The organism is Ensifer sp., assembly GCF_035999135.1.
In the GTDB taxonomy this organism is placed as follows: Bacteria; Pseudomonadota; Alphaproteobacteria; order Rhizobiales; family Rhizobiaceae; genus Ensifer.
This window is the reverse complement of the sequence record NZ_DASYGZ010000050.1, coordinates 1-24,228: the sequence shown is the minus strand read 5'-3', so window position 1 is coordinate 24,228 and position 24,228 is coordinate 1. Positions and strand designations below refer to the sequence as shown.

The 24,228-nt window shown below is 65.0% G+C and carries 19 protein-coding genes; 11 read left to right on the top strand and 8 right to left on the bottom strand.

What is annotated here, in order from left to right; all coding sequences use genetic code 11:
* Positions 1-10: 10 nt before the first annotated feature.
* From VGO12_RS05430 to VGO12_RS05410, 5 genes are all read left to right on the top strand, one after another.
* Positions 11-1,138, top strand: coding sequence for an ABC transporter ATP-binding protein (locus VGO12_RS05430; RefSeq protein ID WP_327511707.1), 1,128 nt, complete (start codon positions 11-13; stop codon positions 1,136-1,138).
* Positions 1,139-1,206: 68 nt separating this feature from the next.
* The gene (locus VGO12_RS05425; RefSeq protein ID WP_327511706.1) at positions 1,207-2,367 is read left to right on the top strand and encodes a spermidine/putrescine ABC transporter substrate-binding protein; all 1,161 of its coding nucleotides are present in this window, start codon (positions 1,207-1,209) and stop codon (positions 2,365-2,367) included.
* A 283-nt stretch (positions 2,368-2,650) separates the two neighbouring features.
* Positions 2,651-3,517, top strand: coding sequence for an ABC transporter permease (locus tag VGO12_RS05420; RefSeq protein ID WP_327511705.1), 867 nt, complete (start codon positions 2,651-2,653; stop codon positions 3,515-3,517).
* Complete coding sequence (locus VGO12_RS05415; RefSeq protein WP_327511704.1) at positions 3,517-4,335, top strand: ABC transporter permease; 819 nt, start codon at positions 3,517-3,519, stop codon at positions 4,333-4,335. The genes VGO12_RS05420 and VGO12_RS05415 overlap by 1 nt, the downstream gene beginning before the upstream one ends.
* Positions 4,336-4,339: 4 nt before the next feature.
* Complete coding sequence (locus tag VGO12_RS05410; protein ID WP_327511703.1) at positions 4,340-5,101, top strand: SDR family oxidoreductase; 762 nt, start codon at positions 4,340-4,342, stop codon at positions 5,099-5,101.
* Positions 5,102-5,395: 294 nt separating this feature from the next.
* On the opposite strand, the gene VGO12_RS05405 is transcribed toward VGO12_RS05410, so the two are convergent.
* The 7 genes from VGO12_RS05405 to VGO12_RS05375 form a co-directional block, all read right to left on the bottom strand.
* Positions 5,396-6,202, bottom strand: a complete 807-nt coding sequence (locus tag VGO12_RS05405; protein ID WP_327511702.1) for a class I SAM-dependent methyltransferase — start codon at positions 6,200-6,202, stop codon at positions 5,396-5,398.
* 283 nt (positions 6,203-6,485) lie between these two features.
* A complete protein-coding gene (locus tag VGO12_RS05400; RefSeq protein WP_327511701.1) occupies positions 6,486-8,144 on the bottom strand; it encodes a urocanate hydratase in 1,659 nt (552 codons plus the stop codon).
* A gap of 291 nt (positions 8,145-8,435) precedes the next feature.
* The gene (locus VGO12_RS05395; RefSeq protein WP_327511700.1) at positions 8,436-8,765 is read right to left on the bottom strand and encodes a cold-shock protein; all 330 of its coding nucleotides are present in this window, start codon (positions 8,763-8,765) and stop codon (positions 8,436-8,438) included.
* A gap of 12 nt (positions 8,766-8,777) precedes the next feature.
* The gene (locus VGO12_RS05390) at positions 8,778-9,875 is read right to left on the bottom strand and encodes a DUF917 domain-containing protein (RefSeq protein ID WP_327511699.1); all 1,098 of its coding nucleotides are present in this window, start codon (positions 9,873-9,875) and stop codon (positions 8,778-8,780) included.
* Between the two features lies 1 nt (position 9,876).
* Positions 9,877-11,160: a Zn-dependent hydrolase gene (locus tag VGO12_RS05385; RefSeq protein ID WP_327511698.1), complete on the bottom strand. Its 1,284-nt coding sequence runs from the start codon at positions 11,158-11,160 to the stop codon at positions 9,877-9,879.
* Positions 11,160-12,536 (bottom strand): dihydroorotase, encoded by a 1,377-nt coding sequence (locus tag VGO12_RS05380; protein ID WP_327511697.1) that lies wholly within the window; start codon positions 12,534-12,536, stop codon positions 11,160-11,162. Before VGO12_RS05380 ends, VGO12_RS05385 begins: the two co-directional genes overlap by 1 nt.
* A gap of 29 nt (positions 12,537-12,565) precedes the next feature.
* Complete coding sequence (locus tag VGO12_RS05375) at positions 12,566-14,104, bottom strand: aromatic amino acid lyase (protein ID WP_327511696.1); 1,539 nt, start codon at positions 14,102-14,104, stop codon at positions 12,566-12,568.
* 209 nt (positions 14,105-14,313) lie between these two features.
* Between VGO12_RS05375 and VGO12_RS05370 the strand changes: the two genes are divergently transcribed.
* Positions 14,314-15,492: a LysR family transcriptional regulator gene (locus VGO12_RS05370; protein WP_327511695.1), complete on the top strand. Its 1,179-nt coding sequence runs from the start codon at positions 14,314-14,316 to the stop codon at positions 15,490-15,492.
* 309 nt (positions 15,493-15,801) lie between these two features.
* On the opposite strand, the gene VGO12_RS05365 is transcribed toward VGO12_RS05370, so the two are convergent.
* On the bottom strand, positions 15,802-16,773 hold the full coding sequence (locus tag VGO12_RS05365; protein ID WP_327511694.1) for a GlxA family transcriptional regulator: 972 nt from the start codon (positions 16,771-16,773) through the stop codon (positions 15,802-15,804).
* A 108-nt stretch (positions 16,774-16,881) separates the two neighbouring features.
* Here VGO12_RS05365 and VGO12_RS05360 point away from each other — a divergent pair, with 108 nt between their 5' ends.
* The 5 genes from VGO12_RS05360 (at position 16,882) to VGO12_RS05340 (ending at position 23,801) form a co-directional block, all read left to right on the top strand.
* On the top strand, positions 16,882-17,784 hold the full coding sequence (locus VGO12_RS05360; RefSeq protein ID WP_327511693.1) for a 3-keto-5-aminohexanoate cleavage protein: 903 nt from the start codon (positions 16,882-16,884) through the stop codon (positions 17,782-17,784).
* A gap of 17 nt (positions 17,785-17,801) precedes the next feature.
* Entirely contained in the window at positions 17,802-19,292 is a 1,491-nt protein-coding gene (locus tag VGO12_RS05355) for a carnitine 3-dehydrogenase (protein WP_327511692.1), read from the top strand.
* Between the two features lie 310 nt (positions 19,293-19,602).
* Positions 19,603-20,763, top strand: a complete 1,161-nt coding sequence (locus VGO12_RS05350; RefSeq protein ID WP_327511691.1) for an acyl-CoA dehydrogenase family protein — start codon at positions 19,603-19,605, stop codon at positions 20,761-20,763.
* A 183-nt stretch (positions 20,764-20,946) separates the two neighbouring features.
* Complete coding sequence (locus VGO12_RS05345; protein WP_327511689.1) at positions 20,947-23,013, top strand: acetate--CoA ligase family protein; 2,067 nt, start codon at positions 20,947-20,949, stop codon at positions 23,011-23,013.
* Positions 23,014-23,018: 5 nt separating this feature from the next.
* The gene (locus VGO12_RS05340) at positions 23,019-23,801 is read left to right on the top strand and encodes a carnitinyl-CoA dehydratase (protein ID WP_327511688.1); all 783 of its coding nucleotides are present in this window, start codon (positions 23,019-23,021) and stop codon (positions 23,799-23,801) included.
* The last annotated feature ends 427 nt before the right edge of the window (positions 23,802-24,228 follow it).

The window sequence follows — 24,228 nt, the reverse complement described above, 5'->3', positions numbered from 1 at the left end:
GAGTGCCAGGATGGGAGATCATGGCGACATCCGAAACAAACCGCAGGGAACAGACGTGACATCCGCTTCGACGAACGACATCGAGTTCCGTTCGGTCGCCAAACGTTATGGCGCCGTGACGGCCGTTTCCGACATCAATCTGGAAGTGCCGCGCGGCGCGTTCATGGCGCTTCTCGGGCCGTCCGGCTGCGGCAAGACCACATGCCTGCGCATGATCGGTGGCTTCGAGCAGCCGAGCGAAGGCACGGTCTTCATCAGCGGCGAGCCAATGAACGGCGTTGCCGCCTACCGCCGCCCGGTCAACATGGTGTTCCAGCACTATGCGCTGTTTCCCCATCTCGATGTCGAAGCCAACGTTTCCTATGGCCTGAGGCAGATGCGCCCGCGCATCGCGGCCGCAGAGATTTCGCGCCGTGCCCAGGAGGCGCTGGAAATGGTCCGGCTCGGCGGCTTCGGCAAACGCCGCATCCACGAAATGTCCGGCGGCCAGCAGCAGCGCGTGGCGCTTGCCCGCGCCATCGTCAACAAACCGAAGGTGCTTCTGCTCGACGAGCCCCTCGCCGCCCTCGACAAGAAGCTGCGCACCGCCATGCAGATCGAGCTGCAGACGCTGCAGCGCGAACTCGGCATCACCTTCGTGCTCGTCACCCACGACCAGGAAGAAGCGCTGTCGATGAGCGATTTCGTCTGCGTCATGAATGCCGGCCGCATCGTCCAGGTCGGCCCGCCACAGGAAATCTACGACCGGCCGGCCAGCCTCTTCGTCGCCGATTTCGTCGGCAAGACCAACCGCATCGATGCGACCGTCGACGGCGCATCCTCTCTCGTTCTCGCCAATGGCGCCCGCTTTTCCGCCCCTGCCGTCAACGGCACCAGGGGCGCGGCAACGGTGGCGCTCCGTCCGGAGGCGATCCGGCTGACGCGCAACGGCGCGGCGAGTGCCGAAACCTTGGCCGGCACCGTCACCCATCGGATTTTCCTCGGCTCAGCCGTCGAATACTCCGTCGCGGTCGACGGGCTCGGCGATTTCCTCGTCACCGCCGACCGTCGCGCGCTCGGTGACAGTGAACTGGTCGAGCCCGGCGAAAAGGTCGGCCTCGCCTTCGACCCCAACGCGCTTCACGTCTTTCCAGCCTGATTTCCCGGCCTCAACGAGCCGGTTCTGCCGCCTACGCATGAACGTCAAACGATAAAGGGAACAGCGTCATGAGCAAATGGTACAGAGAAAATGCCCCGATCACCGCCGATCAGCTCGCCGATGAACTGATGCGCCTGAAGCGCGGCTCGGTCACCCGCCGCCACTTCCTCGGCGTCACCGGCCTCGGGCTTGCAACCGCCGTGCTCGCCCGCCAGCCGGGCCTCTTCAATTCCACCGCCTTTGCCGGCGACCTCGGCACGCAGATGTCGATCGCCACCTGGCCGAACTATCATGACCCCGCGACCTTCGAGGCGTTCCAGGCGGCAACCGGCGTCGCCGTCGAGGTCAATGTCTTCGGCTCCAACGAGGAGATGCTCGCCAAGCTTCAGGCCGGCGGCACCGGCTGGGACCTCTTCGTTCCGACCAACTACACGATCTCGACCTATGTGAAGCTCGGGCTGATCGACGAGCTCGATATGGCGAAGCTTCCGAACTACGACGCCGCGACCGAGACCGCGCGCTTTACCAACGAGGGTACCGTCGACGGCAAGACCTACGCCGTGCCGAAGAACTGGGGTACGACCGGGATTGCCGTGAACTCGGGCAAGATCAAGACGCCGGTGACCAGCTGGAAGGACTTCTTCGAGATCGCCATGACCGAGGCCGACGGCCGCGCCATGGTGCACGACTACCAGCTCACCACCATCGGCAATGCGCTCGTCTCGCTCGGTTACTCCTTCAACTCGATCAAGCCGGACGAGCTGGCCAAGGCCGAAGAGCTGCTGATCAAGGTGAAGCCGCACCTCTACGCCATCAACAGCGACTATCAGCCGTCGATGCGCGCGACCGACGCCTGGATGACCATGTGCTGGACCAATGACGGCGCCCAGCTCAACCGCGACATGCCGGAAATCGCGTTCGTGCTCGGCAAGGATGGCGGCGAGATCTGGTCGGATTTCTACGCGATCCCGAAGAGTGCAGCCAACAAGGCGGCCGGCTACGCGCTGCTCAACTACCTGATGGCGCCGGAAAACGCCATGAAGGAGCACATCGCCAACGGCGCGCCCACCACCGACAGCCGGGTGATGAAGCTGCTTCCGGTCGACGTGACCTCAAACAAGATCGTCTACCCGGACGAGGCCTCGCTGACCCCGCTCGAATTCGGCGCCGCCGTTACACTCACCGACCCCGGCCGCGCCGAACTGATGGCGCGCTTCAAGTCGGCTTGATCGAAACGCTGGCGTCCCCTGGCGAGGGGCGCCCCTTCGACTGCGCCGTGAGGAAATTGCCCCTCATCCGCCTGCGGCACCTTCTCCCCGTTTTCACGGGGACAAGGGACAAGCGGCAAGCTCCCTGCTTCCTCGCTTCTGTCGGAAGAGAGGGATCGAGCGGGCGCCACAATTCCCCTTCGCCCCGCCTGCGGGGAGAAGGTGCCGGCAGGCGGATGAGGGGCTTCCCTCACCGCGGACCCAGCAGCCCGAAAAAACGACTGAAACCAAACGGATGAAATTCATGACCGCGGCAACGAATACGAAGAGGAACCTGGTGACGGCGGCGCTGGTGGCGCCGGCGGCGGCCTGGCTGATGATCTTCCTCGTGCTGCCCTTCATCGCCATGCTGGTCTTCGCCTTCGGCGAGCGCGCACCGGAAGGCGGCTATCAGGCGGCCTTCACCTTTGCCCAGTTCGCCAACCTGCCGACGCGGGCGGCCGCCTTCTGGAATACCCTCATCCTGGCGCCGGTCGGCGCGCTCGCCTGCCTGCTGATCGCCTATCCGGTCGCCTATTACCTCGCGGTCAAGGCCAACCCGCGCTACCGGCTGATCCTGGTGTCGCTCGTCGTCGTGCCGTTCTGGACCAGCCTGCTCGTGCGTACCTATGCCTGGATGTACATCCTCGGCTCGCGCGGCATCCCCAATCTCTTGTCGATGATCGGCATCGAGGACGTGAGGATGCTGAACACGCCGGGCGCCGTCCTGCTCGGCATCGTCTACGGCTACCTGCCGCTGATGATCATGCCGATTTACGTGAGCCTCGAAAAACTCGACCGCCGCCTGCTTGAAGCCTCGTCCGATCTTGGCGCCAGGCCGGTCTCGACCTTCTTCGGCGTCACCCTGCCGCTCTCCTTGCCCGGCGTGATGACCGGCGTCGCGCTGGTAACGATCCTGCTCCTTGGCGAATACCTGATCCCGCAGCTGCTCGGTGGCGGCAAGGTGTTCTTCATCGGCAATGCGCTGGTCGATCTCTTCCTGCAATCGCGAAACTGGCCGTTCGGCTCGGCGATCGCCGTCACGCTGGTTGCCGTCGTCGTGGTGATCCTGATGGTTGCGATGCGCATCGCCTTCCGCGTCGCCGGCACAAGACAGGTGGATCTCGTCTGATGCGCGCCTTCATCTCCTCCGTCTACCTCTTCCTCTACGCGCCGATCGCGCTCGTCGTGCTGTTCTCCTTCAACGCCGGGCGCAACGCCAGCGAGTTCACCGGGTTTTCGACCGCCTGGTACGGCAAGGCGCTCGGCAACACCTTCCTGATCTCGGCCCTTCAAAACAGCCTGCTGATCGCCTTCACCAGTGCGACGCTCGCGGCGATCTTCGGCACCATGGCGGCCCTTGGCATGGAGCGGCTGGCGCCGCGCAACCGGGCAATCTTCGACGCACTGTTTGCAGCCGCCATCGTCGTTCCCGGCGTCGTCATCGGCATCGCGACACTGGTGGCGCTCGTTGCCGTCTTCTCCTTCGTCAATCCGGCACTCGCCACCATTTGGCCGGGCGAGCAGCCACCGCAGCTCGGCCTTGGCTACGGCTCGATCATCGCCGCGCATGGCCTGTTTTCCATGGCGCTGGTGACGATGATCGTGAAGGCCCGCATCGCCAGCCTCGGCCGCGACATCGTCGAAGCCTCGGGCGATCTCTATGCGACGCCGCTCACAACCTTCCGGCTGATCGTGCTGCCGCAAATCCTGCCATCGATCCTCGCCGGCTTTCTTCTCGCCTTCACCTTCTCCTTCGACGATTTCATCATTGCCTTCTTCGTCGCGGGCTCGAAGACCACGCTGCCGATCTATGTCTTCGCCTCGATCCGCCGCGGCGTGACGCCCGAGATCAATGCGATCGCGACGCTGGTGCTCGTCGCCTCGCTGCTCTTGATCCTGACTGCCCGCATCCTGATGCGGGAAAAGAAAACAAAATCCGGGGAGTGAAACCATGATCCTGAAAGACCGGGTCGCGATCGTGACCGGAGCCGGCTCCGGGATCGGTCAGGCGGGTGCGGCCATCATGGCGCGCGAAGGCGCCCATGTCGTCGTCGTCGACCGCAGCCTTGCCGCAGCGGCAACCGCCGTCGAGGCGATCACTGACAAGGGCGGCAGCGCCGAAGCGCTGGCGATCGACGTGACCGACGACGCGGCCCTTTCCGACGGTATCGCCGATATCCTCTATCGCCACGGCCGCATCGACATCCTGCACAATCATGCCGGCGCGCAGGTCGCGGGCGATCTGGAAGAGGTCGAGGTCGCCGGCTTCGACCGCTCCTGGAACCTCAACGTGCGCGCCCATTTCATGGCCGCACGCCTCGTCATGCCGTCGATGCGCGCCGCCGGCCGCGGCGTCATCCTCAACACCTCGTCCTCGTCTGGCGTGCTCTACGACCGCGAGATGATCGCCTATACCACCACCAAACACGCCGTGATCGCCATGACCAAACAGATGGCCGGCGACTACGCCCGCCACGGCATCCGCGTCAACGCGCTCTGCCCCGGCTGGGTCGACACTCCCTTCAACGACCCCTTCATCGCCCAGATGGGCGGCCGCAGCGCAATCGAATCCTATATCCGCGACAAGGTGCCGCTCGGCCGCTGGGCCAGCGTCGACGAGATCGCCGAGTCGATCCTGTTCCTCGTCTCCGACCGCTCTTCCTACATGACCGGCCAGATCCTCGTGGTCGATGGCGGCGAGACGGTGGTGTGATGGTCGTCTGATGTTGGGACGCTAGGAAGGCGGCATCCTCAGGATGTCGGGAGTGGCGGCAGCGGCGGCGCTCCCCACTGCCGTCGAGCCTTCAAACGCTTCCTCCTCTTCCACATTTCTGTGTGTCTGCAAGCACCTCCTCCTCTCCCTCACTTCTGTGCTCGTCACAGAAATCCAGCCACGGCGTGTCCGCGCCGTGAACGACTCTCACGAATTCGCATAGCGTTTCCCGGCGCCGCCGACGCGGCGCTGCTGTATCCCTGTGACAAGCACAGGGAAGAAGGAGGTTAGCGATCACGCCCCGGGAACCATCCCTCGACAGGCCCACGCCACCGCTGCAAAAGACCGCGGTCCATCCGGCTGGCCCGCCTGGTAGGCGGCCTTGACCGCCGCATCGATCTTCGCCCGCTGCCCGGCGTCGAGCGCGCCGATGTATTTGCCGAGCGGCCCCTCGCCCGCCGAGATCGGCTGCCAGAAATCGTCGAACGACAGGTAGTCCATCCGGATCATCAGCGACGTCTGCTCGACGTTTGCAAGCCCATTGGCAGCGAAGCTCTGCATCATCTCACCCGGCCGCATCATCGGCTGGGAGCAGTAGCGGCTGCGCACCTGTTCGGCATTCCCATCGAGCATGGCCGCCACATCGAGCACCATGCGCATGCCCGGCATGCCGCCGTAATGATCCCAGACGACGGCCGCGACCACGCCACCCGGCCGCGTGACCCGGCGCATCTCGGCGACCGCCTTTCCCGCCTCCGGCACGAAGTGCAGCACCAGCATCGCCAGCGCCCGGTCGAAGGATGCGTCGACAAAGGGCAGCGCACAGGCATCCGCCTGCTGGACCTTTATTCTGGGATCGCTGTTCGCCCTGATCGTCGCCTCGACGAAGACGGGTGAAAAATCGATGGCAACGATCTCACGGAGATCGGCCGCATGCGGCAGCGCAAAGGTCAGGCTGCCGGTGCCGCAACCAACGTCCAGCACCCGCTCGCCATCGGCAAGGCCGGCGAAATCGATGAACAGCGGCGCCAACTGCCGGCTCCACCGACCCATCAACTGTTCGTAGCCATCAGCACTCTGCACATTGAAGCTCGACGTCATGATCGCCTCCAGGCAGCAAAGGCGGCATATTAGCGCGCGGCGGGCGGGGTACCAAGGCATTCGATCGCAGAACAGGCTGGGCCGATGGCAGTGTGAGAGGCCGTCGGATCCTTTGCGATAGCCCTCACTCCCACTGAGGTCCCTGCGTGACGCGGGACATCACCGCCTCGACCCGAGAGTTCGCCTTCAAGCGTGGGCCGCTTCCTCCTCTCCCTCATTTCTGTGCTCGTCACAGGAATGAGGGCAGTGAATCGGGCAACGCTGCGCGACCCTGACGCCAGGTCTAGACCTGCACGTGCCCGATACCCTTGGCCGCAATCTCCTCGAAGCTCTCTTCATAACCCGCGTCCGCATAGCGGATGACGCCGAGCGACGTGTCGTTGGTGAGCGCATGGTCGAGCCGCTCGTCCGCCTCCACCGTGCCATCGGCAACCACGGTCACGCCGCAGCTGGTCATGTAGCCGGCATAGCCGCCGCCGCCGGAATGCACGACCACCAGGTCGGCCATCGACGAGCAGAGCAGCATGGCGTCAAGCAGCGGCCAGTCGGCGATCGCGTCCGATCCGTCCTTCATCCGCTCGGTCATGATGTTCGGATGCGCCATGGCGCCGGCGTCGAGGTGGTCGCGCGAAAAGGCGATCGGGCCCCTAAGTTCACCGGTGGCCACCAACTCGTTGACACGCCGCGCCAGCGCCGTGCGCTCGCCATGGCCAAGCCAGGCGATGCGCGCCGGGAGGCCTTCGAAGGGGATATGCTCGCGCGCGAGCCGGATCCAGTTGGTGATGATGCGGTTATCCGGGAACATGTCCAGAAGCAGATCGTCGATCCGCGCGATGTCGCTCTCCTCGCCCGAGAGCGCCATCCAGCGGAAGGGACCGATGGCGCGGGCAAAGAGCGGGCGCAGATAGGCTTCGGTGAAGATCGGAATGTCGAAGGCATTGGCGACGCCGCCGTCCCGCGCCTGGGTGCGGATGAGGTTGCCGTTGTCGAAGACCTCCGAGCCCTGTTTCTGGAAATCGAGCATCGCCTTCACATGCTCGACGATCGAGGCGCGGCTTGCCGCCATCAACTGTCCCTGGCCATCGTCGCGCAACGATTTCACCTGGTCGAGGCTCATGCCCTTCGGCACATAGCCATAGACGAGGTCATGGGCCGAGGTCTGGTCGGTCACGACGTCAGGCACGATGCCGCGCCGGGCGATCTCCGGATAGATCTCGGCCGCATTGCCCACGAGGCCGACGGATAGCGCGCGCTTGTCCTTGACTGCCGCGTCGATCATGGCAAGTGCCGCATCGAGATCGGGCGCGATCTCCTGCAGGTAGCCGATTTCCCGCCGTTTCTTCGCCCGGTCGGCGTCGATGTCGATGCAGAGGATCGCCGCCCCCGCCATGCGACCGGCGAGCGGCTGCGCCCCGCCCATGCCGCCGAGCCCGGCGGTCAGCACGAAACGGCCTGCGAGATCGCCGCCGAAGCGGCGCTCGGCGATGCGCATGAAGATCTCGTAGGTGCCCTGGATCACGCCCTGGCTGCCAATGTACTGCCAGGCGCCGGCCGTCAGCCCTCCCCAGCAGATCAACCCCTTGCGCTGCAGCTCGTAAAAGACCTCGGCCTTCGCCCATTGTCCGACGATGTTGCAATTGGCCATGATGACCAGCGGCGCCTTGGCGTGGGTCTTCAAGAGCCCCACCGGCTTGCCCGACTGGATGATCAGCGTCTGGTCTTCGTCCATCTCGATCAGCGTTTTCACGATCGCCCGGTGCGCCGGCCAGTTGCGCGCCGCCTTGCCAAACGCTGCATAGACCACGAGGTTGTCCGGATCCTCACCGACCGAGAGCACGTTTTCGAGCAAACGCAACAGCGCTTCCTGCCGCCAGCCCTTGGCGCGCAGCTCAGGCCCGCCGGGGATCGGAAAACCAGGGTGACGGGGATTGGCCTTGGGCATCGTCTCGTTCCTCTTTGTCGTTTCGGCGAGAGGTGCAATTGCGCCTCTCATTCGCTTATGGCGCAAGGCGATTGCCCCTCACCCTAGACCTCTCCCCGTGCGCGGGGAGAGGGAACACCTTTGTGATTGCCGCCTGGGTCACATCCGGATACTTGGCCGAAGCGCATAACCTTGCGGCAAACGCAATTGGCTCAATGCTCGCCAAACCCATCGGGGAGGCTGGTGGCCACGTCCCCTCTCCCCGCAGGCGGGGAGAGGGTTAGGGTGAGGGGCAATTCCACCCACCAGCCTTCACTTCGGCGGCAACGTCCCGACAAACGCGATCGCCCGATCGAGCAGCCGCTTGCGCAAGAGGTCGTCGCCATAGGCGCCGGCCCCTGCCCGCACCCAGCCGTGCATCGCTCGCCCGTTCATCACCATCAGCTCGATATCGGGCAGATCCAGCGCCCAGCCGTCATTGCCCTTGCCGAGCCGGACGAGCAGCGAACCCTCGCGCGCGCCAAGAAGCAGATTGCCGTGAAGGAGATAGGCCCAACCGCCGAACATGGCCTTTTCCGAGAGCCCGGCGCGATCGCCGAGCTCTTCGCGGATCAGTTCTTCCAGTCCGGCATCGCGCGCCATGGCTGTCTCCCGTCAGGTCCGGCCGGAGAGCGCGTAGCGGGCCAGCTCGATACCCATCGCCTTTTCGACCGATGGATAGACCGTCGGGTCGAGCACGCTGGACGATAGCGGAATCACCGTCTTCGGCACATGCAGCACGAAGATCCGCATGCCCACCTGAAGCTGGCCGACGCTCAAGGGCTCGCCTTCCGGCGACAGCGTGGTGATGACGTCGGGGAAGGTCGCAAGCCGCATGCCTTCCGCTGAGTCAACCGCCATATACTCGTTCATCACGTGCAATACCGTCGAGTCAGCGCCCTTCCCCAGCGTCACCGTGCCGATGTCGAAGGCTTCCTTGGTATAGACGACGGATTTGTCGGTGATCGTGCCTTCCGCAAGGATCGCGCCATTGGTCGTCTTGACGATCGCGTCGATGACGGCGCTGCCGCCCTTCGCTTCCGCCGCAATGATCGCCTCTCCGAGCGCGAGCGCCAGCGAGATACCGCCGAGTGCGGCATTGTCCTTCACATAGGACGCGCGCACCGGATTGCGGCAGGAGGCGATGAAGCCGCCGGACATGTCGGAGGCGGTGCGCAGGACCGGTGACACCTTGGCGGTGGCGCCGCGCACCACCAGCTCGATGTAACGGTTCTCCTCGCGATTTCCACCGACCGCCGTCTGGATCATCGGCTCGGGCGAACCGGCAAGGCCAATCGAGCCCATGTCTCCGGTCGGATGCGCCCTGATATCGCCGACCGCGTCGACCACCTTGGTGCCGAGGATCGCCGAGGGCAGCCAGCCGTTGAGCGTCGAGGACTTGCCGTTCTGGCCGATGATCAGCCCGGAGAGCTTCTCGCCGAGTGCTTCCTGCAAGAGCTGCACCGCCTTGACGTAGTCGACGCCGCGCATCTCCCAGGGCGTGGTCGAGGCCGGCGCGCCGATAGCGGCTGCCGTCGCCACCCAGTCGTTGGCGTCAAGCTCGTCGATCGAAACGAGCTCCGGTTTGCCGATCGAGACCGCGGCATAGCCGAGCATTCGCCCGTGGTCGGCCCAGCCGCCGCCACCGGCGGCATAAACCGACCCGCCCTTGACCGCCGCCTCGACGTCCTTTTCCTTCAGTATCCGGCCCATCTCACACCTTCTCCTGCAATTTCCTGTCGATCCTCTTCACCGCATCGAACAGGACCGCCGCGCCGAGCGCGATATCGTCGTTGTCAGTCCATTCTTCCGGCGCATGCGAGCGCCCGCCAAGGCAGGGGATGAAGATCATCGCCGAGCGGGTGATACGGCCCATCCAGGCGGTGTCGTGACCGGCGCCGGACGCCATGCGGCGGTGTTTCGCGCCGAGCGCGTCGCAACTCTGTTCAAGCGTCGATAGCAGCAGCGCATCTCCCGGCGTCGGGTGGTTGTCCGAGATCACATTCACAGGCGCGATCGTCACCCCGGACGCCTCGGCAAGGCCCGTGCACAAGGGCTGAAGCGTGTCGAGGAAACGCTGCATCTGCGGGCGCAGCTCAGCCCGGGCATCGATCAGCAGCCGCACCCGCGACGGCACCACATTGGCGGCGTTCGGCTCGATCGAGAACTCGCCGACCGTCGCGGTGAAGTGCCCGTCGCCCCTTGAAAATTCCGTCGCCAGCCGCTCGATCTCCAGCACCAGCCGGGATGCTGCGACGAGCGCGTCGCGCCGATGCCCCATCGGCGTCGTGCCGGCATGGTCCGCCTGGCCCTCGACGATGATCTCGATGCGGGTGATGCCGGAAATCGCCGTGACGATACCGACATCGAGCCGCCCGGTTTCGAGCACCGGTCCCTGCTCGATGTGCAGTTCGAGAAAGGCCTTGATATCCGAGCGCTTGGAGCCCGAGAGCCGCGACGGGTCACCGCCGACCTCGACAATACCCTGCCTGAGGCTGAGCTCGCCCTGCGTCCGGCTCAGCCAACCATCCGGAAGCACGCCGGCCATGCCGCGGCTGCCGACGCAGGAGACGCCGAAGATCGACACTTCCTCGGCGAGGAAATCGACGATCTCCAGGTCATGGTCGAGCTCGATGCCGTTGTCGGAGAGAGCGCGCGCCACTTCGAGTGCGGCGGCCACACCGGCGATGCCATCAAAACGGCCGCCATCGGGCACCGTGTCAGAGTGGGAGCCAAGCAGGATCGTGCCGAGCGCCGACTTTTTCCCCTTGCGTCGGCCGATCAGGTTGCCGGCGGCATCAATCCGGGTCTCGAGGCCCGCGGCGCGGAAACGGCGGTCCAGAAAGGCGCGACCTTCGAGGAAGAGCGGCGTGAACGCACGGCGCGTATAGGGCCGGTCGGGCTCGGTGATCCCCGCGAGGCCGTTGACGATGCCGGCGATCCGGCTCGCATTCACAGGCAGATTGGCCGGAACCTTGTTGTGGGCAGTCTTGCTCATCATGCCTCCTGCAGCACCAAAGTCGGCAGCGGCCGCACGAACTGGCCGGCGCCGGGCTGGGAAAGAACCTGCCTGCCATCGAAGGCGAGCCGGCCGCGCAGATAGGTGGCGCTCACCCGCCAGGGCAATCGGATGCCATTATAGGGCGACCAGCCGACGACGTTGTGACCGCTCGCGGCGGCATCATAGACATAGGGCTCCGGCGTCATGACGATGATGTCGGCGTCCTTGCCGGGCTCCAGCGCCCCCTTCTGGTGATCGAGGCGGAAATGCCTGGCCGGATTCAGCGTCATCAGCTCGGCCGCGCGCGTCAAGGGAATGCCACGCTCCAGCGCGCCCTTGACGAAGAGCGGCACCATCACTTCGAGCCCCGGAACGCCGGACGAATTGGCGAGCATGTCCGGATTGGTCTTGCGGTCCTCCGACCAGCTGACGTGGTCGGTCGAAACCATCGTCACCGTGCCGTCGGCGACGTGCCGCCAGAGCTTTTCCACCTCGGCGCGCGGGCGGATCGGCGGGTTGATCTTGGCCTTGCCGCCAAGCCGACGCACGTCGTTTTCCTCGTCGAGCGTCAGGTAATGAATGCAGCATTCGATCGTCGCGGCATGGCCTTGCGCCCGGTAGGCGCTCGCGATCTCGTAGCCGCGCCCGAGCGAGCAGTGCACCACATGGGCCGGGCAGCCGGTGGCAGCACCCGTCTCGTAGATCTGGTTTGTGGCAAGCAGTTCGGTCAGCGGCGGGCGCGACAGCCCATGGGCGCGGTAGTCGGTGATCCCTTGCGCCTTGACCCTGTCGATCGCCGCACGAACCGCCTCGTCGTCCTCGTTGTGCACACCGGCTGAAAGCCCGGTCGGCGCGATCGCGCGGAAGCAGTCTTCGAGCAGCGCGGCCGGAATGCGGGGAAAGCGCTTGGGATCGGTGCCGAAAGTGGAGAACTTGAAGGCAGCGACGCCCGCTTCCACCATCTCGCCGATGCGCGCCGGCCCCTCTTCGGGATCGACCGTTCCGTAAAGCGCGAAGTCGACGCGCGCCTGCGGTCCCGCGTGGTCGATCTTGCGGTTGAGCGCTGCGGCCGAGCAGACGAGATTGCCCTCGTCATAGGGCATGTCGACGATGGTGGTGACGCCGCCGGCGGCCGCCGAGCGCGTCGACCAGATGAAATCCTCCTGGTTCTTCTGCGACAGCGAGTGCACCTGCGCATCGACGGCGCCCGGAAGGATCAGCGCTTCGCCGAGATCATGGCGCTCGCGAGCGGCCGGCGCCGCCCCCTGACCGACATGCACCACCTTGCCGTCACGGACAGCCACATGGCCGTCCTCGACGATGCGGTGGGGGAGAACGACGGTGCCTTTCAGAACGAGATCAAAATCGGACATGCGGTTCTCCCGGTTGGATCGGTCCTGGATTACTTGCCGAGCGCGAAGAAGTCGTCGAACTCCGGCATCGGCGCGGTCGCGACGAAGGAGCGCAACAGGTCGTGGCAGGTAAACGCATCCTGCAGCGCCTCGATCTCCTTGGAGAGCGGGCGGTCCTTCAGATACATGGGACTGACCGAGCGCGTCTGGTCATAGGCACGCTTGACGATCCCTTGCGGCTGGTCGCCGACGAGATCGATCGCCTGGGCCGACAGCATCGCCTCGATGGCAGCGAGCTGGCGCAGATCCCGCACCTGCGTCTCCATGCGCTCTACGATCAATGGCAGGAAGGTCGCCTCCTCCTCGAGACCGCCGGCAACCACGATCGACTGCGCCGAGAGCGGCACGGCCAGCGATTGCACGCGCATGTAGAGTTCGACGGCGAGCTTCATCAGCGGCCCGAGCCCTGTCGCAACTTCCCCCGGCGCCACCAGGTTGACCGAGAGATTGCGCCGTCCGCCGTTGGACAAAAGGATGCAGCGGTTCAAGACGTTGCGCGCGGCATGCGAAAAGGCGATCTGCGCCGCCTCGATGTAAAGCGTCGTCGTCAACGGCAGCGATGCGCCGGAGGAATGGACCTGGCCGCCGATGACAACAGGATTGTCGTCGGAGAGATAGGTCGCCTCGACCAGCCGCCCGGCAGCGACCAGCAGCGTATCGACGACCGCGCCGAAGACCTGCGCCGTCATGCGCAGGCTTAGGGGATCGTGGATCGCCGTCGGCACCGGCCAGTCGGCAACCCCGGACTGACCGTAGAGCCAGGAGCCGACCACCGCCTCGCCACGGGTCGAGAGTGTTGCCGCCACCCGCCACGGATCGGCAGACGCGCCGAGTGCCAGCGACGACATCACCCCGGTGACGAGCAGCACGCGGATCGCCGAGGCCGCCTCGCGCAGCACGTTGGCGGCCGCGGCAAAGGCGATGGCGTTGACGCTGAGCGCGGCCAGCGCATCACGCGGCTGCATGATGAAAGGCTTCAGGCCGGCCTCGGAGAGCGCCGTCTCCGCCGTCACCAGCCGGCCCTGATAATAGGCCTCGCCAACGCCCGTCAGCACCGAGGCGATCTGCCCCATCAGGCCGATATCGGCGCAGCCCATCGAGCCGTGGCGACGCACGGCCGGAATGATGTCGGCCTCGAGCAGCGACAGGAATGCCCGGATGAGCTCCGGGCTGCAGCCGGTGTGGCCGCGCATCGCCGTATTCACGCGGATCGCAATCGCCATGCGCACGATCGCCGGTGCGAAGAACTCGCCGGTGCCGAAATGATGGGCGCGCACCAGCGCATTGTTGAATTCGGCCAGATCGTCGGCCGTCCACAGACGATCCTTCATCGAACCGACGCCGGTGTTCGATCCATAGACCGGCAGGCCCATGGCGATGCGATCGGCGATCACCTTGTGGGCGGCGGCCACCCGCTCCATACCGCCATCGTCGGGCACCGGCCGCACCCTTCCCGACCCGATGTCCTCGAGCGTGGCGAAATCAAGCGGTTTCCCGCAGAGAACGGTGGTTTTGAACTGATGCAGCATGCCGACAGATATCCTTCCGCGCCGGGCTCGCCTCGGGTTCGAAGCGGTGCGCGGATGCTTGAAATTCCCGCAACCGACGCTCGCAGGGGAACCGTTGCTGAAAGCATGCTATGCGCTTACCGCACATCCATGCTATATCCCAAATCTGGAACGGGCGATGCACATCCCGGAACACTCGGTTCGCGGCGGCCGCCCGCGGGGATGGACGCATGGATCTGGCAACGATCGCCCTGGTCGAGGCGGTGCTCGACGAAGGTGGCATTCGCCGCGCAGCGGTCGTCAGCAAACGCGCACCTTCAAGCGTCAGCGCCGCCGTCAAACGCTTCGAACAGGCCATCTCGATGCCGCTCTTCCGGCGGGAGGAAACCGCTCTCGTCCTGACGCTGGAGGCCCGCGCCCGCGCCAACGACATCCGCGACGCGATGGCCAGGATCGCCGCCATCCTCAAGGTCGCCGACCGGCAGGAAGGCGAGCCCGTACCGCCGGTCGGCCTCGTCGCGCTCGACCGCTTCATCCGCATCGCCCGCTCCGGCAGCATCCGCGCCACGGCCAAGGCGCTCGGCCTCGGCCAGCCGCAACTGACCCGGCAGATGGCAGACCTCGAGCGCCATCTCGGCTGCCGGCTGTTCGAGCGCTCCCACGGAGGCATCCTCTGCACGGCAACTGGCCAGGGCCTCATACCGCTGGTCGAAGAGTTGCTCGATATCTGGGCGCGGCTGACCCACGCCTCCGCCGACCGCTTCCGCCGCGACGTCGCCACCTGGCGGCTCGGGGCCGTGATGCCGCTCGGCCCGGAGAGCGAGATCGCCCGCATGCTGGCGGCGTTGACGGCAAACTGGCACCGCACCCGCCCCCGCCAGCCCCTGTTCATTTCCAGCACGACCGCGGACGAGCTTCTGGCCGGCCTCAAGGCCCGCCGCTTCGACGCCGCCCTGCTGGATGTCGCCGAGATCCCGACAGACTGCGATGGCCGGCTTGTGTCCGAGACGCCGCTGGTGCTTGCCGGCCCCGCCGCGGCTCTCTCCGACATGGGTGGTGACCTGCCGCGGCTGCTCGCCACCTGCCCGATCGCCGTGCCGAGCGTCAGGAGCGGACTTCGGCGCGAGGCGGCCCGCTTCCTCGACGATACGCTCGACGAAGCCGAGCGGCGGCGCATCACCCTTGTCGAGGTCGATTCGATCCCCGTCATCATCAATCTCGTCGGCCAGCACGGCTATCTCTCGGTGCTGCCGGAATCCTCGCTCGCCCGGGTGCATCGCCCACCGGCGATGATCCGCCTCGGCCCGGCCTATCGCCAGTCCCTGACGCTCGTCTGGCCCCGCGGCGCCATTGCCGGCGAGGTCGGCGAATTGATGATTTCGATGATGCGGGCGGGCGCGCGGCAGTGAGGTGTTGTCGATTCACAGGCCACGGCACCAAATTCCGCGATACCCACGCTTCCTTGCCGTCATTCCTGTGCTCGTCACAGGAACCCAGTCGACGCGCGTCAGCACGGCGGAGAGACTCTTTTCAGCCCAAAGACTTGGGCTGCTGGATTCCTGTGACAAGCACAGGAATGACGGAGGAGAAAGTCTGTCACGAAGCAAAACAAGCTCCGAGCCTGTCGGACCAGCACCGGACTCAATTCCTGATCATCCGCCATCAACCGTCTGAAAAGACTCCGAAATCCCCCTTGAATCAACACATGAAGAACCGCCTCAACCCTTCAACTTCAGCCGCCTGCGCGTCTCGCTCGGGCTTTCGCGATAATGCGCCCGGTAGCTGCGCGAGAACGACGACGAGGAATTGAAGCCCGAGATCGCGGCGATGTCGGCGAATTCCAGACGGGTCTCGATCACCTTGCGGCGCGCCGCATTGAGGCGGAGCGCCAGGTAGTGTTCATGCGGGGCGACCCCCATCGTGTCGCGAAAGAGATCCTGCAGATGGCGCGCGCTGACGCCGATGCGGCGGGAGAGCCGTGAAAGCGTCAGTGGCGCCTCCACCGTTTCCTCCATCAGCTTCACGGCGGCGCCGACGCGCGGGTCGAGAATGCGCATGTTGCCGATCGCCGGCATCTGCAGGAGGTCGCCACGGGTGCGCTCCTGCTCGTAGATAAAGAGCCGCGACACTTCGAGCGCCAGCGAATAGCCATGCGCCCGGCGGATGAGCTCCAGCATCAGGTCGAGCGTCGGCAGCGAGCCGCCTGTGGTAATGCGCTTGCCGTCGATGACGAAGCGCTCGCGTACCATCGTCACCTGCGGATAGGCCGTGGTGAAATCCTCGAAATCCTCCCAGTGCGTCGTCGCCTTGGATTTGTCGAGCAGGCTGGTTTCGGCCAGCAGCCAGGAGCCCGATTCGATGCCCGCCATCATCTCGCGGTGCCGTGCGGTCTGGGACAGCATCATCTTCAATTGCGATGTGGCGCTGCGCTCCCAGTTGTAGCTGGAGAGGATGAAGAGCGGCGATGTCTCGCGCTGCGGCCGGAAAGGGCCTGAAACCGGGATCGGTATGCCGCTCTTGGTCTCGATCGGCGCTCCATCCGGGCTGAAGATCGTCCAGTCGTAAAGGGGCCGCCCGGCGATGCGGTTGGCCGCGCGCATCGGCTCGATGACCGAAGCGACGAGGATCAGATTGGTCTCCGGCAGCACCAGGATATCGACGTGCTGCACCTGCGAAACGTTCTGATCCATATCCAAACTTCTCCAAGCCACCGCCGATAATGTATAGGATGCAGCCGATAATGAAAAGCAACAGCGGTTCTCTTGGCTCGTAATGGGCTCAATAAAAGGGAGACAGCAATGCCGCTCAGCATGAACCGCGAGGTATTCATCACCTGTGCCGTCACCGGCTCGGGAGACACCGTTTCAAAGTCCGGCCATGTTCCGATCACGCCGAAACAGATCGCCGAAGCGGCGGTCGAGGCGGCGAAGGCCGGAGCTGCTGTGATCCACTGCCACGTTCGCGATCCGGAGACCGGCGCACCCTCGCGCAGGCTCGATCTCTACCGGGAAGTGACCGACCGCATCCGCTCCGCCGATATTGACATCGTCCTGAACCTGACCGCCGGCATGGGCGGCGACCTGGTGTTCGGCAATGTCGAAAAGCCCCTGCCCGTCAACGAGAAGGGCACCGACATGGCCGGCGCCACCGAGCGCGTCGCCCATGTTGCCGAATGCCTGCCGGAAATCTGCACGCTCGACTGCGGCACCATGAACTTCTCGCTCGGCGATTACGTCATGACCAACACGCCGTCGATGCTGCGTGAGATGGCCCGCCAGATGACGGCACTGGGCGTGCGCCCGGAAATCGAAGCTTTCGACACCGGTCACCTGTGGTTTGCCAAGCAGCTCGTCGAGGAAGGCCTGATCGAGGATCCGGTGCTGATCCAGCTCTGCATGGGCATCCCATGGGGCGCGCCTGATGACCTCAACACCTTCATGGCGATGGTCAACAATGTGCCCGCCAACTGGACCTTCTCGGCCTTCTCGATCGGCCGCAACGCGCTTGCCTATCCGGCCGCAGCCATCCTTGCCGGCGGCAATGTCCGCGTCGGCCTCGAAGACAACCTCTATATCGGCAAGGGCCAGCTCGCGACGAACGGCCAGCTCGTCGAAAAGGCGGTCGGCGTCATCGAGGGCATGGGCGCCAAGATCATCGGACCGAAGGAAGTCCGCGAGAAACTGAAGCTGACGAAGCGCTGAGCAGGGACAGAACAATCATGAGCTTTATCACCAAAGCAGCCTGTGTCGGCGGTGGCGTCATCGGTGGCGCCTGGGTGGCGCGTTTCGCGCTTGCCGGTATCGACGTGAAGATCTTCGACCCGCATCCGGAAGCCGAGCGCATCATCGGCGAAGTCATGGCCAATGCCGAGCGCGCCTATGCCATGCTCACCATGGCGCCCCTGCCGCCGAAGGGAAAACTCACCTTCTGCAAGAGCATCGAGGAAGCGGTCGAAGGTGCTGACTGGATTCAGGAAAGCGTGCCGGAGCGGCTGGAGTTGAAGCGCGGCGTCATCACAAAGATCGACGCGGCCGCACGGCCCGATGCACTGATCGGTTCGTCCACCTCGGGTCTGCTGCCGTCCGATCTGCAATCCGAGATGCACCATCCCGAGCGCATGTTCGTGGCGCATCCCTATAACCCCGTCTACCTGCTGCCGCTGGTCGAACTCGTCGGCGGCAAAAAGACGAGCAAAGCGACGATCGAGCGCGCCATGTCGGGCGTCGAGCAGATCGGCATGAAGGGCGTCGTCATCGCCAAGGAGATCGAGGCCTTCGTCGGCGACCGCCTGCTTGAAGCGCTCTGGCGCGAGGCGCTGTGGCTGATCCAGGACGACATCTGCGATACCGAGACGCTCGACAACGTCATGCGCTATTCCTTCGGCATGCGGTGGGCGCAGATGGGTCTGTTCGAGACCTACCGCATCGCCGGCGGCGAAGCCGGCATGCGCCACTTCCTCGCCCAGTTCGGCCCGTGCCTCAAATGGCCGTGGACGAAGTTCACCGATGTCGTCGATCTCGACGATGCGCTGGTCGAAAAGATCGGCGCCCAGTCGGACGCCCAGGCCGCCGGCCGCTCGATCCGCGAGCTGGAGCGCATCCGCGACGAAAACCTCGTCGGCATCATGCATGCGCTGAAATCGGGCAATGGCGGCGAAGGCTGGGGTGCGGGCAAGCTGCTCGCCGATTTCGAAGCCAAGCTCTGGGCGAACGCCAAGAAGCCGGAGGCAAACCTCGGCGACGTCAAGCCGCTGCGCATCGTCGACACCAAGGTGAGCGCCGCCTGGGTCGACTACAACGGCCACATGACCGAGCACCGCTATCTCCAGGTCTTCGGCGACACCACCGACGGCTTGCTGCGCCTGATCGGCGTCGATCTCGACTATGTGCGCGACGGCCACAGCTACTACACCGTCGAGACCCACATCCGGAACCTCGGCGAGGCCAGGCTCGGCGACGCGCTCTATTCGACCTGCCAGGTGCTCTCCTCCGACGAGAAGCGCCTGCACATCTTCTCGACGATCTACAACGCCGCCACCAACGAAGCGGTTGCGACCGCCGAGCAGATGACGCTGCATGTCGACAGCAAGGCCGGCAAGGCGGTGCCTGCACCGGCGCACGTGCTGAGCAAGCTTGCAGCCATTGCTGAAGCCCATGCGCAGCTGCCGGCACCCGAAGGTGTCGGCCGCTTCGTCGGCCAGAAGCGCTGAGACTAGCCCTCCGTCTTCGGAGGGATTGCGGGCACGTCGGGTCAAGCCCCTCATCCCGCTGCCGCGACCTTCTCCCCGTAAGCGGGGAGAAGGGACATGCCGCAACCGCTCGCTCATCAAAGACCGCAGTGGTTCGGGGCCAAGTCGGTGGGGTCACAGCGGTTTTTGGAACCGCAGCGATGCTTCGCGTACGAGGCGTCCCCTCTCCCCGCCTGCGGGGAGAGAGCTAGGGTGAAGGGCAGGACGGGCATGCCCACGGTCGATGGGGAGATCGGCCACACGGCAAGCAGATAATCGCGAGGGAGAACACATGAATTTCGCACTGACCGAAGAACAGCAGATGATCGTCGACACGGTCAGGAGCTTCGTCGAAACGGAAATCTATCCGCATGAGGACGAGGTCGAGCGCACCGGGATCGTGCCGCGCGAGCTTGGCCAGGACATCGCCCGCAAGTGCAAGGAAATCGGCTTCTTCGGCTGCAATTTCCCCGAGGAAGTCGGTGGCGCCGGTCTCGATCACACCTCCTTCACCCTGGTCGAGCGCGAGCTTGGCCGCGGCTCCATGGGTCTCACGGTCTTCTTCGGCCGCCCCTCGGGCATCCTGATGGCCTGCAATGCCGAGCAGCGCGAGAAGTACTTGCTGCCGGCGGTCAAGGGCGACAAGTTCGACGCGCTCGCCATGACCGAGCCGGACGCCGGCTCGGACGTGCGCGGCATGAAGTGTTTTGCGCGCCAGGACGGCGACGACTGGATCGTCAACGGCACCAAGCATTTCATCAGCCATGCCGACATCGCCGATTTCGTCATCGTCTTCATCGCCACCGGCGAGGAAGAGACGCCGCGCGGGCCGAAGAAGAAGATCACCTGCTTCCTCGTCGACCGCGGCACGCCGGGTTTCGAGATCCGCAAGGGCTACAACTCGGTCTCCCACCGCGGCTACAACAACTGTGTGCTCACCTTCGACGATTGCCGCCTGCCCTCCGCCCAGATCCTCGGCGAAGTGCACAAGGGTTTCGACGTCGCCAATGACTGGCTGTTCGCCACCCGCCTGACCGTGGCAGCGACCTCGGTCGGTCGCGCCCGCCGTGCCTTCGACTATGCGCTCAATTATGCGGCCGAGCGCAAGCAGTTCGGCAAGCCGATCGGCGCCAACCAGGGCGTTTCCTTCAAGCTCGCCGACATGATCACCGAGATCGACGCCGCCGATCTCTTGACGCTGTCGGCCGCCTGGCGGCTCGACAACGGCCTGCCGTCGAACCGCGAGATTGCGTCGGCCAAGGTCTTTGCCACCGAGATGCTCGCCCGGGTTACCGACGAAGCGATCCAGATCTTCGGCGGAATGGGCCTGATGGACGACCTGCCGCTCGCCCGTTTCTGGCGCGACGCCCGCGTCGAGCGCATCTGGGACGGCACGTCGGAAATCCAGCGCCACATCATCAGCCGCGACCTGCTGCGGCCGCTGGGGGCGTGACGGGATGGGTGCGTTTCCAGTAGTTGCCCCCCTCTGCCCTGCCGGGCATCTCCCCCACAAGGGGGGAGATCGGCTAGAGGTGATGAACCTCTCTCCCCTCCTCATTCCTGTGCTTGTCACAGGAATGAGGGCGTTGGTGGCAAGCGCTCCGACGACCATCGGTATGACGGAGTGCAAGGCAGCATGAACTCCACTCCCCGCTCCCTCGACCGCCTGATCCGCCCGCGCTCGATCGCCGTCTTCGGCGGCAAAGAAGCCCGGCGGGTCATCGAACAATGCGACAAGATGGGTTTTACCGGCGAGATCTGGCCGGTGCATCCACGCGAGACCGAGATCCTCGGCCGCAAATGCTACCGTTCCGTCGCCGAGCTTCCGGGCGCCCCGGACGCCTCCTTCGTCGGCGTCAACCGGCAGCTGACGATCGACATCATCCGCGATCTCTCGGGCCGTGGCGCAGGCGGCGCGGTCTGCTACGCCTCGGGTTTCCGCGAGGCGGCTAGCGAGCTTGACGACGGCAACGACCTGCAGGAGGCGCTGGTGGCGGCCGCCGGCGACATGCCGATCGTCGGCCCGAATTGCTACGGCTTCATCAACATGCTCGATGGCGCCCTGCTCTGGCCGGACCAGCACGGCATGCAGCGCGTCGAAAAGGGCGTCGCGATCCTCACCCAATCCTCCAACATCGCCTGCAACATCTCGATGCAGACGCGCGGCCTGCCGCTCGCCTATGTCATGACCGCCGGCAACCAGGCACAGACGGGCCTGTCCGATATCGCCTGCGCGGTACTGGAAGACCCGCGCGTCACCGCCGTCGGCCTGCACATCGAAGGCTTCGACAGCATGGCCGCCCTTGAGCGGCTGGCAACCCGGGCGCGCGAACTCAGCAAGCCGGTCGTGACGCTGAAGGTCGGCAAGTCCGAGGCAGCCCAGCTTGCGACCGTGTCGCACACCGCCTCGCTTGCCGGCAACGACCGTGTCTCCTCGGCGCTGCTTGCCCGCCTCGGCATCGGCCGCGTCGACACCCTGCCGGCGCTCCTGGAAACACTGAAGCTCCTGCATGTGGCCGGACCGCTCGATAGCCGCGACATCTCCTCGATGAGCTGCTCGGGCGGCGAGGCCTCGCTGATGGCGGATGCCGGCGAGCGCTACCGGGTCAACTACCGGCCCTTGCGCGACGAGCAGAAGAAGCCGCTCAAGGACGCGCTCGGAGAGATGGTGACGATCGCCAACCCGCTCGATTACCATACCTTCGTCTGGGGCAATCGCGAGAAGCAGACGACCGCCTTTACCGCCATGATGAAGGGCGGTTATGCGATCAATCTCTTGGTCCTCGATTTCCCCCGCCTCGACCGTTGCGACCCCGCGGACTGGGAGACCACCTGCCACGCGGTGATCGACGCGGCCCGGGCGACTGGCGCGCGCGCCGGCATCGTCGCGAGCCTCGGCGAAAACATGCCTGAAGCCACCGCCCTCTTCCTGATGAAGGCGAGCATCGTGCCCTTCTTCGGCATCGAGGAGGCCCTGGCCGCGATCGAGACGGCCGCCGACATCGGGGCCGCCTGGAAGAAACCTGTCCCGCCACGCCTGCTCGACGGCAGCGGCGTCCACGCCGGTGACGCGATCACGCTCAGCGAACACGAGGCGAAGGTGGAGCTTGCCGCCTTCGGCCTCACCGTACCGAAAGGCAAGGCAGTGGCAACTCCCGAAGCGGCGGCAGCAGCCGCCGAAGCGCTCGGTTTCCCGGTCGTGCTGAAGGGCCTCGGGGTCGCCCACAAGACCGAGGCGGGCGCGGTAAAGCTCAACCTAACAACCCGCGATGAAGTCCATGCGGCGGCAAAGGCCATGGCCGCCGTCGCCTCGGGTTATCTGGTCGAAAAGATGGTGGCAAAACCGGTCGCCGAACTCATCATCGGCGCGATGCGCGATCCGGTGGCGGGCCCCGTGCTGACGATCGGCGCCGGCGGCATCCTCGTGGAACTGCTCGACGATTCCGCCATCCTGACGCTGCCGACGACGCCGCAAGCCATCCGCGAGGCTATCGGCGGGCTGAAGATCCGCAAGTTGCTCGATGGCTATCGCGGCGGCCCGGCCGGCGATGACGCAGCCTTGATCGACGCTGTCGCTGCAGCGGCATCCTATGTCGTTGCAAACGCTTCGAAACTCGAAGAACTCGATATCAATCCATTGATGGTGTTGCCGAACGGCCAGGGGGCCGTAGCCGCAGACGCTCTCATTCGCCGGAGGAACTGACCCTCATGACCGGACCGATCCTCACGCGCCGCGAAGGCGGCATTCTCGAAGTCACGATCGACCGGCCGAAGGCCAATGCTATCGACCTGAAAACCAGCCGGGTGATGGGGGAGATCTTTCGCGACTTTCGCGACGACGACAGCCTGCGTGTCGCGATCATCACCGGCGCCGGTGAAAAATTCTTCTGTCCGGGATGGGACCTGAAGGCTGCCGCCGATGGCGACGCGGTCGATGGCGACTATGGCGTCGGCGGTTTCGGCGGCATGCAGGAACTGCGCGACCTCAACAAGCCGATCATCGCGGCGGTCAACGGCATCTGCTGTGGCGGCGGCCTCGAGATCGCGCTTTCGACTGACCTGATCCTCGCCGCCGAACACGCCACCTTCGCGCTCCCCGAGATCCGTTCCGGCACCGTCGCCGACGCCGCCTCGATCAAGCTGCCGAAACGCATCCCCTACCACATCGCCATGGACATGCTTCTGACCGGCCGCTGGCTTGACGTTCAGGAGGCCCACCGCTGGGGCTTCGTCAACGAGATCCTGCCGGCCGCCAAGCTGCTGGAGCGCGCCTGGGAGCTTGCCCGCCTGCTCGAAAGCGGCCCGCCGCTGGTCTACGCCGCGATCAAGGAAGTGGTGCGCGCCGCCGAGGGCGAGGCCTTCCAGACGACCATGAACAAGATCACCCAGCGGCAGTTCAAGACCGTCGACATTCTCTATTCGAGCGAAGACCAGCTGGAGGGCGCGCGCGCCTTCGCGGAGAAACGCGACCCCGTGTGGAAGGGTCGCTAGGGCGGGAAAAGTGCCAGCGGATTTCCGCCGGCACCCCGCTTTCGACAAACCCCGCCAACCCTTGGCGGCGCAGGCGACAGAGCCGGACGACCGGCACCGGAACGTGACGAAACGCGCGGGAAACCCGCGTGCAAATAAGCACGCATCCATAAGCCAAGCTTATGGAAATAAATTGTAATTTAGGGCGTTACAAGAAGAGTTCCAGCGATTACGCTTATCGATCTCAACGCAGGGCGCCCGGTCCGAAGGAAGGAGAAACAGCACCCGAAACGACGAGAAGCGGCCACTTTGGGCCGGTCCGAAGCCATCGATACAATCTCTACCAACCACAACGAACGGCGAATGCCGACGAGAAAAGGGAACAGGGGAATGAGCGATTACAAGGATTACCTCACACGACAGGTCATGCTCGGCAAGATGAACCGGC

Coding starts and splice junctions, on each gene's coding strand:
- VGO12_RS05385 (WP_327511698.1), bottom strand. CDS start 11,160: ATGAGCAAGACTGCCCACAACAAGGTTCCGGCCAATCTGCCTGTGAAT.
- VGO12_RS05370 (WP_327511695.1), top strand. CDS start 14,314: ATGGATCTGGCAACGATCGCCCTGGTCGAGGCGGTGCTCGACGAAGGT.
- VGO12_RS05425 (WP_327511706.1), top strand. CDS start 1,207: ATGAGCAAATGGTACAGAGAAAATGCCCCGATCACCGCCGATCAGCTC.
- VGO12_RS05350 (WP_327511691.1), top strand. CDS start 19,603: ATGAATTTCGCACTGACCGAAGAACAGCAGATGATCGTCGACACGGTC.
- VGO12_RS05345 (WP_327511689.1), top strand. CDS start 20,947: ATGAACTCCACTCCCCGCTCCCTCGACCGCCTGATCCGCCCGCGCTCG.
- VGO12_RS05395 (WP_327511700.1), bottom strand. CDS start 8,765: ATGGCGCGCGATGCCGGACTGGAAGAACTGATCCGCGAAGAGCTCGGC.
- VGO12_RS05410 (WP_327511703.1), top strand. CDS start 4,340: ATGATCCTGAAAGACCGGGTCGCGATCGTGACCGGAGCCGGCTCCGGG.
- VGO12_RS05400 (WP_327511701.1), bottom strand. CDS start 8,144: ATGCCCAAGGCCAATCCCCGTCACCCTGGTTTTCCGATCCCCGGCGGG.
- VGO12_RS05420 (WP_327511705.1), top strand. CDS start 2,651: ATGACCGCGGCAACGAATACGAAGAGGAACCTGGTGACGGCGGCGCTG.
- VGO12_RS05365 (WP_327511694.1), bottom strand. CDS start 16,773: ATGGATCAGAACGTTTCGCAGGTGCAGCACGTCGATATCCTGGTGCTG.
- VGO12_RS05430 (WP_327511707.1), top strand. CDS start 11: ATGGGAGATCATGGCGACATCCGAAACAAACCGCAGGGAACAGACGTG.
- VGO12_RS05380 (WP_327511697.1), bottom strand. CDS start 12,536: ATGTCCGATTTTGATCTCGTTCTGAAAGGCACCGTCGTTCTCCCCCAC.
- VGO12_RS05355 (WP_327511692.1), top strand. CDS start 17,802: ATGAGCTTTATCACCAAAGCAGCCTGTGTCGGCGGTGGCGTCATCGGT.
- VGO12_RS05360 (WP_327511693.1), top strand. CDS start 16,882: ATGCCGCTCAGCATGAACCGCGAGGTATTCATCACCTGTGCCGTCACC.
- VGO12_RS05375 (WP_327511696.1), bottom strand. CDS start 14,104: ATGCTGCATCAGTTCAAAACCACCGTTCTCTGCGGGAAACCGCTTGAT.
- VGO12_RS05415 (WP_327511704.1), top strand. CDS start 3,517: ATGCGCGCCTTCATCTCCTCCGTCTACCTCTTCCTCTACGCGCCGATC.
- VGO12_RS05405 (WP_327511702.1), bottom strand. CDS start 6,202: ATGACGTCGAGCTTCAATGTGCAGAGTGCTGATGGCTACGAACAGTTG.
- VGO12_RS05390 (WP_327511699.1), bottom strand. CDS start 9,875: ATGGGCCGGATACTGAAGGAAAAGGACGTCGAGGCGGCGGTCAAGGGC.
- VGO12_RS05340 (WP_327511688.1), top strand. CDS start 23,019: ATGACCGGACCGATCCTCACGCGCCGCGAAGGCGGCATTCTCGAAGTC.